Consider the following 7881-nt stretch of genomic DNA (forward strand, 5'->3'; position numbering starts at 1 on the left):
CCCCCCGTCGTGGTGCCCGTGGTGCTCCCTCCCGAAGTGGCCGCCGCGCGCGCCCTCAAGGAGAAGCCCCGCATCAACGAGGTGGGCGTGGAGACGCTCTTCGGCGAGGACCTCATCTCCGAGAAGAGCCTGGACGAGGTCATCCTGAGCTACCTCGCCAGCGAGGGTGAGCCCTCGTAGCGCTTCGCTGTCCGGCGCGCGGGTGGGCGCCGGGCCCGTTCCTGGGCGTGCTCCAGGGCCGTGGTAGGCTCCGGGGCTCGCGCACCCGGTCATGATCCAGTTCTTCCACGTCTACAAGGCGTACCCCGGCGATCCGCCGGTGTTGCAGGACATCAACCTGAACGTGGAGAAGGGCGAGTTCGTCTTCCTCACCGGGCCTTCGGGCGCGGGGAAGACGACGCTGCTCAAGCTCATCTTCTGCGGGGAGAAGGCCACCAAGGGGCAGATATTGGTGGGCGGCAAGAACATCGCGCGGATCCGCGAGTCGGCGGTGCCGTACCTGCGGCGCAACATTGGCGTCGTGTTCCAGGACTTCAAGCTGCTGCCGCACCGCAGCGTCGCGGACAACGTGGGCTTCACGCTGGACGTGCTGGGCGTGCCCCGCGCGGAGGGCCGCGAGAAGGTGCACCGGATGCTCAAGCTCGTGGGGCTGGAGCACAAGGCGAACTCGCTGCCCCTGCGGCTGTCGGGTGGAGAGCAGCAGCGCGTGGTGATCGCGCGCGCGCTCGTGAACGACCCCACCATCCTCCTGGCGGACGAGCCCACCGGCAACCTGGATCCGGCGCTCACGGTGGAGATCATGGACCTGCTCACGGACATCAACATCCGGGGCACCACGGTGATGGTGGCCACGCACGACGCCACGCTCCTGTCGCGCTACCAGAAGCGCACGGTGCGCCTGGAGCGCGGGCTCATCGTCTCCGACGAGGACGGCGTCAAGGCGGCCCGGCGGATGGTGGTATGAGCGTGCTGTCGAAGGCGGCCTACTTCGGGCGCTCGGCGGCCGGCGGGTTGAAGCACGCCCCCTTCGTCCACTTCATCGCCGTGTCCACCATCGCCATCGCGCTGTTCGCGGCGGGGCTCGCGCGTGGTGCGTCGCACGTGGTGGACAACCTGCTCGCGTCGCTGGGCGGAGAGGTGGAGGTCACCATCTACCTGGCGCCGCAGCTGGGACAGGACGAGGTCCACGGCGTCCACACGCGCGTGCTGGAGCTGTCCCAGGGCGAGGTGACGGTGGTGCCGCCGGACGCGGCCCTCACGCGGCTCAAGCGCGAGCTGGGCGATTTGGGCGAGGCCCTGTCGGAGCTGCCGGAGAACCCGCTGCCCGCGACGCTGGAGCTGCGCGTGCCGGAGGCGCGGCGCTCGCCCGCGGCGCTCCAGGCGCTGGCGAAGGAGCTTCGCGCGCTGCCCGGTGTCACCGGTGTGGACTACGGCGAGGCCGCGGTGGAGCGGCTGTCCGCCATCGCCCGTGCACTGAGCTTCGGGGCGCTGGTGGCGCTGGTGGTGGTGCTGGGGACGACCATCGTCATCGTCGCGGCCACGCTCCAGCTGGCCATCTACGCGCGGCGCGAGGAGATTGAAATCCAGAAGCTGGTGGGCGCCACCGACCGCTTCGTGAAGGCGCCCTTCCTGCTGGAGGGGCTGCTGCAGGGGCTCCTGGGCGCACTGGTGGCGTTGGGCGGACTGTGGCTCTTCGGCCGGCTGCTGGGCCCCACGCTGGGCTCGCTGTTCGCGTTCCTCCTGGGGCCGGGCGTGAACGCGCCGTGGGTGGAGACGCGCACCGCGCTGGAGCTGCTCGCGGCCGGGTGCGTCCTGGGGCTGGGCGGCAGCTTCGTCGCGGTGGGGCGCTTCCTGCGCGTATGAGCCGGCCCGTCCGATTCGTTCGGCTCGTGATGGTCCTGGGCCTCCTGGGCGCGACCGCCGCGCCGGCCCAGCAGGACGAGGAGGCGGAGCGCGCGGCCATCCGCGAGAAGCTGGCCGCGCAGCGCGCCACGCTCGCGCTGGTGGAGGCGAAGAAGCTCTCCGTGCTGGAGGGCATGGAGCTGATGGAGGACCTGGCCGCGTTCTCCCGCCGCCGGGTGCGCGCGCTGGAGGGCGACTTGAACCTCTTCCGCCGCCGCGTCGTGCTGGCCGAGCGCGAGGAGGCCGTGCTGCGCGAGGCCCTGCGCGCCCAGCTTCGCCGCCTGTCCCCGCGCCTGCGCACCCTGTACCGGCTCCAGCGCCGCCGGCCCCTGGAGGTGCTCCTGTCCGCGGAGGACTTCGCCGCGCTGATGTGGCGGGCGCGCGCGCTGGAGGCCAGCATGGCGGGCGATCTGGAGCTCTTGCGCACCGTGCAGCACGTCGCGGGGCTCCAGCGACAGGCGACGCTGGAGTTGAAGCGGCTGCACACCTCGCTGTCCCAGCGCGTGGCCTTCCTCCAGCAGCAGTCGAAGCAGGCCCAGGCCCAGCAGGAGGCGCTCGAAGAGGTCGTGGGGAAGCTGGCCGGCGAGGCGGAGCTGGCGAAGCGCGCCGTGCGCGAGCTGGAGGGCGCGGACGCGGAGCTCACCCGCATGCTGGTGGACCTGCACGAGGCCCCCGCGACGAGCGGCTTCGGCGCGCTGAAGGGGAAGCTGCCCCGGCCCGTCACGGGCATCATCGAGGTGGGCTTCGGCCGCGTCGTGAACCCGCGCTTCAACACCGTCACCGTGCAGAAGGGCGTGGACATCCGCGCCCCGGCCGGCGCCCCCGTGCACGCGGTGGCCGAGGGCACTGTCGTCTACGCGGGCTGGCTGCGCGGCTACGGCAACCTGCTCATCCTCGACCACGGCGACGACTTCCACACGCTGGTGGCCCACCTCTCCACCATCACCCAGGAGGTGGGCGCGCGCGTGGCCCCGGGCGACGTGGTGGGCGAGGTGGGCGACACCGGCTCCCTCAAGGGCGCCTACCTGTACTTCGAGGTGCGCCGCGCCGGGCAGGCCGTGGACCCGGCACCCTGGCTCGCCCCCGCTCCCGCCGCGGCCGTCACCCCATGACAATGTCGGTCATGACGCGCTGCGCCTGGAATCCAGAACCGTTAGAAGCTGCCCGTCGGTGGTCATGAAGAAGAAGGAGGCCCGCACGTGGACCTGATGGGTGGGATGCAGAAGGCGATGCGCCGCGTGCTGGTGGCGCGGGGCGTGGAGTCGGAGACGGTGAACGTCGCGGGCCAGGCGGTGCACCACTACGCGCTCCAGGGGCAGGGGAGTGGTCCGCCGGTGGTGCTGGTGCACGGGCTGGGCGGGTCGGCCAACGGCTTCGGGCGGACGTTCTTCGGGCTGGCGAAGCGCTTCTCGCGCGTGCTCGCGCCGGACCTGCCAGGGCACGGCTTCTCCGGGGAGTACTGCGGCGGGCCCACCTGCGTGCGCGGCCAGTTCGACGTGCTGCGCGCCTACTGCGAGGAGGTGGTGAAGCAGCCGGCCCTCGTGGTGGGCAACTCCCTGGGCGGCGCCATGGCCGTCAACCTGGCGTCCGAGCATCCCGAGCGGGTGAAGGCGCTGGCGCTGGTGGCCCCCGCGGGCGCGGAGCTGACGCCCGAGGCCCTGACGTCGCTGCTGGGCGTGTTCGCGGTGAAGTCGAACGCGGATGCGCGCGCGCTCACGAAGCGGCTCTTCCACAGCCCACCGTGGGCCGCGATGCTGCTCGCGTCGGAGATGCGCAAGTTCTACACGACGCCCACGGTGCAGGCGCTGGCGGCGGACGCCATCGCCACGCAGGCGAGCATCGCGCCCCAGGCGGTGCGGGACCTGAAGATGCCGGTGCTCTTGCTCTGGGGCGGCAGTGAGCGGCTGCTTCCCCCTGAAATCCTCGCCTGGTACCGGCAGCACCTGCCGCCCCAGGCGGAGGTGCACGTGGTGGAGGGCTTCGGCCACGTGCCGCAGATGGAGCGGCCGGACGCGTTCGTGTCCCACCTGGTGGGCTTCGCGGACCGGGCCGGGCTGTAGGACGGGAATCGTCCGGGGGGCCGGGTGTAGAGTCAAAGGGGCTCGCAAGGCCCCTTCCTCCCGCCGCAAAGGACGCGCTCCCGTGACGACTGGTCTCTTCCCGCCGTGGCGCATGGGCCTGACCGCGCTCCTCCTGTGGGGCGCTCCGGTGCTCGCGCGGGAGCCGGCGGGCGCCGCCAGCAAGGACGAGACGGCGTACCGCCAGTTGGAGCTGTTCGCGCGCGTGCTCTCCTACGTGGAGAACAACTACGTGGAGCCGGTGGACCGGAAGACGCTCGTCCACGGCGCCATCCAGGGGATGCTGGACACGTTGGATCCGCACACCGTCTTCATGCCCCCGGAGGTGTTCCGGGAGATGAAGATCGACACGTCGGGCGAGTTCGGCGGGCTGGGCATCGAAATCGCCCGCAAGGGTGAGCGACTGGTGGTGGTGGCGCCCATCGACGACACGCCAGCGGCGCGCGCGGGCATCAAGGCCGGGGACGAGCTGCTGGCCATCGACGGGGAGAGCACCCAGGGCATGGACCTGGGCCGGGCGCTGCAGAAGATGCGCGGCCCCGCGGGAGGCCGGGTGCTGCTCACGCTCATGCGCGCGGGCTTCAACGCGCCCCAGGAGCTGGCCATCCTGCGCGACCACATCCGCATCGTGTCGGTGGAGGGCGCGCTCTACGACGGCATCGGCCACGTGAAGGTGAAGAACTTCCAGGACCGCACGGACCAGTCGCTGCGCAAGGAGCTGGACCGGCTGCGCGCGCTCAACGGTGGGCGGGAGCTGGACGGCGTGGTGTTGGATCTGCGCAACAACCCCGGCGGCCTGTTGGATCAGGCGGTGGCGCTGAGCGACCGCTTCCTGCCGGGCAACCTGCCCATCGTGTCCACGCGCGGGCGCGATGGCCGCAACGCCTCCGAGGAGCGCAGCCGCGACCGCGACACGGAGAAGGACTACCCGCTGGTGGTGCTCGTCAACGCGGGCAGCGCGTCCGCGTCGGAGATCGTCGCCGGCGCGCTCCAGGACCACGGCCGCGCGGTCATCATGGGGACGCAGACCTTCGGCAAGGGCAGTGTGCAGACCGTCATCGAGCTGGAGGACGGCTCCGGGCTGAAGCTCACCATCGCCCGCTACTACACGCCCAAGGGCCGCAGCATCCAGGAGAAGGGCATCACCCCGGACTTCCTCGTGCCGGAGGAGTCCTCGGGGAAGGCCGGAAGCGAGGCGCCCCGGGAGAAGGACCTGCAGCGCCACTTCAAGGCGGAGCCCTCGCAGACGACGTCGGAGGTCGTGGCCGCGCCGCGCTCGCTGCCCGCGAACCTGAAGGACTGGGCGGTGACGGCGAAGCTCACGGACGCGCAGCTCCGGGTGGCCCTCAACTACCTCCATGGTCTCGCGCCGGTGGCGTCCCGGGGCCCCGGAGGGACGGCGGGTCGCTGAAACCCCTTTCGAGGCTGGCGTTCCGCCGGGCAGTGCGTGTAATGCGCACAGCAACGAGGGAGACCGGATGCGACGTCCTTTCAATCGCGCGCTGCACGCGACGCTCAGTGGCTGGCTGGTGGGAATGCTGGCCATGGGCCCCGCCGCCGCGCAGCAGCAGCAACACGTACCGCTGCGGCTGATGCCGCGAACGCTGCCGGCGGCGACGGGGCCGCGCGTGGCGGTGGTGGCCATTGCGTTGGACCCTTCGCTGGAGGGCGAGGCGCTGAAGCTGGCGCACTGGGCCGAGCAGGCCGTGGCGCGCTCCGGGAGGCTGGAGCTGGTGCGGCTGACGGACGCGCTGGACGCCCAGGGCGCGACGGCTCGCGCGGCGAAGGCCGTGGAGGGCAACGCCGCGTTCAAGGAAGGCGCGAAGGCCTACGACGAGCTGGACACGGTGAAGGCGCTCCAGAGCTTCGACGCCGCGGTGCGCTCCTACGAGCAGGCGGACCTGTCGCGCGCGTTCGCGCTCCTGAGCCGCGCGCGGGTGATGAAGGCCGCGACGCAGCTGGCCAACGGCGAGAACAAGGCCGCGGAGCTGGAGCTGCGCTCGGTGCTGGCGGTGGATCCGCGCGCCCAGTTCAACCCCAACTTCTTCCCGCCCGAATCGGTCGCGTTCGTGGAGAAGGAGCGCAAGGCTCAGCTGGAGGGCGCGGAGGCCACGCTGAACGTGAGCACCCAGCCCGTGCCCGCGCAGGTGTTCGTGGACGGCGCCTTCCGGGGCGTGTCCCCGGTGTCGCTCACCGGCCTGACGCGCGCGGACCACTACGTGACGCTGGTGGCGCCGGGCTATGCCGTCACCGAGGGGCGCGCCCGCGAGGGTGACGCGTCCTTCCCGCTCACGCGCCTGCCCGTGCAGCCCCGGCTGGACGCGCTGGTGCAGCGCATCCAGAAGAACCCCGACAGCGAGGACCGCGACAAGGCGTTGCAGGAGCTGGGCGCGCTCGCGGGCGTGCCGCAGGTGCTGGCGCTGCTGGTGCGCGGCGGTCCGGGCAACGCGCCGCTGACCGTCACGGGCCTGCGGCTGGACGTGGCGGATGGCCACAACCTGGCGTACGCGCCGGGGCCGGTGCCGCGCGGCGACGCGATGGCCACGGGCTCCGAGTCGCTCTTGACGGGGCTGGTCGCCCAGGACGCGGCGCGCGTCGGGGGCAAGCCCGTGAAGCACTTCACCGGAGGCGGGGGCGTGAGCCGCCGCACGGCGGGCTACGTGCTGCTGGCCACCGGCGTGGCGCTGCTGGCGGGCGGCATCTACTTCGGCCTGGAGGCCTCCTCCAAGGCGGACGCGTTCAAGACCGCGCCCCAGGGCAGCACCCGCGCGGAGGACCTGAAGAGCACCGGCAAGACGTACGCGCTGGTGGCGGACGTGGGCGTGCTCGCGGGCCTCGTGTCCGCGGGCGCGGGCAGCTACCTCGCCTTCTACAACAAGGACGGCGGCGGAAGCGGCGCCAGCGAAGCGTCGTCCTCCCGCGCCACCCCAGCCCCGTCCACGCGCGCCGCCCCGGTGCGCGAAGTGAAGCCCATGGACAAGGCGCTGCCCATGCCGCCGCCGCCGACCACTCGCACCGAGCCGGCCCCGAAGGCGAGCCCCACGTCGACGCCGTCGGCCGTGACGCCGCCGCCCGCGAAGAAGCTCACGCGCAAGGAGCGCGAGGCCGAGGCGAAGCGCCAGCGTGAGGAGGAGGCCCGCCTCAAGCGCGAGCAGGAGGAGCAGCGCAAGCGCGACGAGGAGGCGAAGCGCAAGCGCGAGGAAGAGGAGAAGCGCAAGCGCGAGGAAGAGGAGAAGCGTAAGCGCGAGGAAGAGAAGAAGAAGCAGCAGCGCCCCAAGCTCGACGAAGACGACCTCCGGAACTACTAGCCATGCGCCGCCGCCTTTCATCGCTCATCGTTCCCTCGGCCCTGCTCCTGGGGCTGTCCGCTTGCAGCCTGCTCGTCGACTTCGACCCGGAAGGGCAGCCCTGCGACCAGGGCAAGTGCCTGGAGGGCTACGTCTGCCAGGACCAGGTCTGCGTCTCCGGTGATGGCACCCCGACCGACGCGGGCGTGGATGCGGGCACCTCCGATGCCGGCACCACCGACGCCGGCGTGGATGCCGGCACCACCGACGGCGGGCTCCTTCCCGACGGCGGCCGGCCCGACGCGGGCTGAAGTCACGGGCCGGGCCCAGGGCACCTGACCCGGGCCTGGCCTCGTCGGTTCCCGGCTGCGTCCCAGCGGCCGGGTCTCGCCGTCCGGCGGTGTTCAGGGCGTGGCCTCCGGGCCGCGCCGTGTCCCCCCGGACACGGCTGCTCCTGGACCGCCGGCACCCGGAAACCCCCTGTCATTCCAGCCGGTTGCACGCGCTGTCCGCCCCCGGGGAGGACCGCCGGTGCGTGGCATCATCCATGCTCTGGAGGGAGCCCACGGAGGTAGCAACGACATGGGCAAGCGCGTGGGAGTGCTGATGGGCGG

The 7881-nt window shown here is 72.1% G+C and carries 7 protein-coding genes and 1 pseudogene; all 8 read left to right on the forward strand.

All coding sequences use genetic code 11. The features are described from left to right. Nucleotides 1-180, forward strand: a pseudogene (locus D7V97_RS36670) (hypothetical protein); the annotation flags it as partial. A 91-nt stretch (nucleotides 181-271) separates the two neighbouring features. After that, entirely contained in the window at nucleotides 272-964 is a 693-nt protein-coding gene (gene ftsE / locus D7V97_RS36675) for a cell division ATP-binding protein FtsE (RefSeq protein ID WP_120615261.1), read from the forward strand. After that, complete coding sequence (locus D7V97_RS36680; RefSeq protein WP_120615262.1) at nucleotides 961-1863, forward strand: ABC transporter permease; 903 nt, start codon at nucleotides 961-963, stop codon at nucleotides 1861-1863. Before ftsE ends, D7V97_RS36680 begins: the two co-directional genes overlap by 4 nt. Continuing rightward, nucleotides 1860-3014: a murein hydrolase activator EnvC gene (locus D7V97_RS36685; protein WP_199729069.1), complete on the forward strand. Its 1155-nt coding sequence runs from the start codon at nucleotides 1860-1862 to the stop codon at nucleotides 3012-3014. Before D7V97_RS36680 ends, D7V97_RS36685 begins: the two co-directional genes overlap by 4 nt. An 87-nt stretch (nucleotides 3015-3101) precedes the next feature. After that, entirely contained in the window at nucleotides 3102-3962 is an 861-nt protein-coding gene (locus D7V97_RS36690) for an alpha/beta fold hydrolase (protein ID WP_120615264.1), read from the forward strand. A gap of 112 nt (nucleotides 3963-4074) precedes the next feature. Then, nucleotides 4075-5391 carry a S41 family peptidase gene (locus tag D7V97_RS36695; RefSeq protein ID WP_120615265.1) on the forward strand — a complete coding sequence of 439 codons (1317 nt, stop codon included), beginning with the start codon at nucleotides 4075-4077 and terminating at the stop codon, nucleotides 5389-5391. A 67-nt stretch (nucleotides 5392-5458) separates the two neighbouring features. Further along, the gene (locus D7V97_RS36700) at nucleotides 5459-7288 is read left to right on the forward strand and encodes a PEGA domain-containing protein (RefSeq protein ID WP_120615266.1); all 1830 of its coding nucleotides are present in this window, start codon (nucleotides 5459-5461) and stop codon (nucleotides 7286-7288) included. Nucleotides 7289-7290: 2 nt separating this feature from the next. Continuing rightward, nucleotides 7291-7578, forward strand: coding sequence for a hypothetical protein (locus D7V97_RS36705; protein WP_120615267.1), 288 nt, complete (start codon nucleotides 7291-7293; stop codon nucleotides 7576-7578). Nucleotides 7579-7881 lie beyond the last annotated feature (303 nt).

The sequence above is a fragment of the Corallococcus sp. CA053C genome, assembly GCF_003611675.1.
Classification (GTDB): Bacteria; Myxococcota; Myxococcia; order Myxococcales; family Myxococcaceae; genus Corallococcus.

Bases quoted from the DNA above. Each gene is read 5' to 3' on its own strand.
- ftsE (WP_120615261.1), top strand. From the start codon at position 272: ATGATCCAGTTCTTCCACGTCTACAAGGCGTACCCCGGCGATCCGCCG.
- D7V97_RS36680 (WP_120615262.1), top strand. From the start codon at position 961: ATGAGCGTGCTGTCGAAGGCGGCCTACTTCGGGCGCTCGGCGGCCGGC.
- D7V97_RS36685 (WP_199729069.1), top strand. From the start codon at position 1,860: ATGAGCCGGCCCGTCCGATTCGTTCGGCTCGTGATGGTCCTGGGCCTC.
- D7V97_RS36695 (WP_120615265.1), top strand. From the start codon at position 4,075: ATGGGCCTGACCGCGCTCCTCCTGTGGGGCGCTCCGGTGCTCGCGCGG.
- D7V97_RS36700 (WP_120615266.1), top strand. From the start codon at position 5,459: ATGCGACGTCCTTTCAATCGCGCGCTGCACGCGACGCTCAGTGGCTGG.
- D7V97_RS36705 (WP_120615267.1), top strand. From the start codon at position 7,291: ATGCGCCGCCGCCTTTCATCGCTCATCGTTCCCTCGGCCCTGCTCCTG.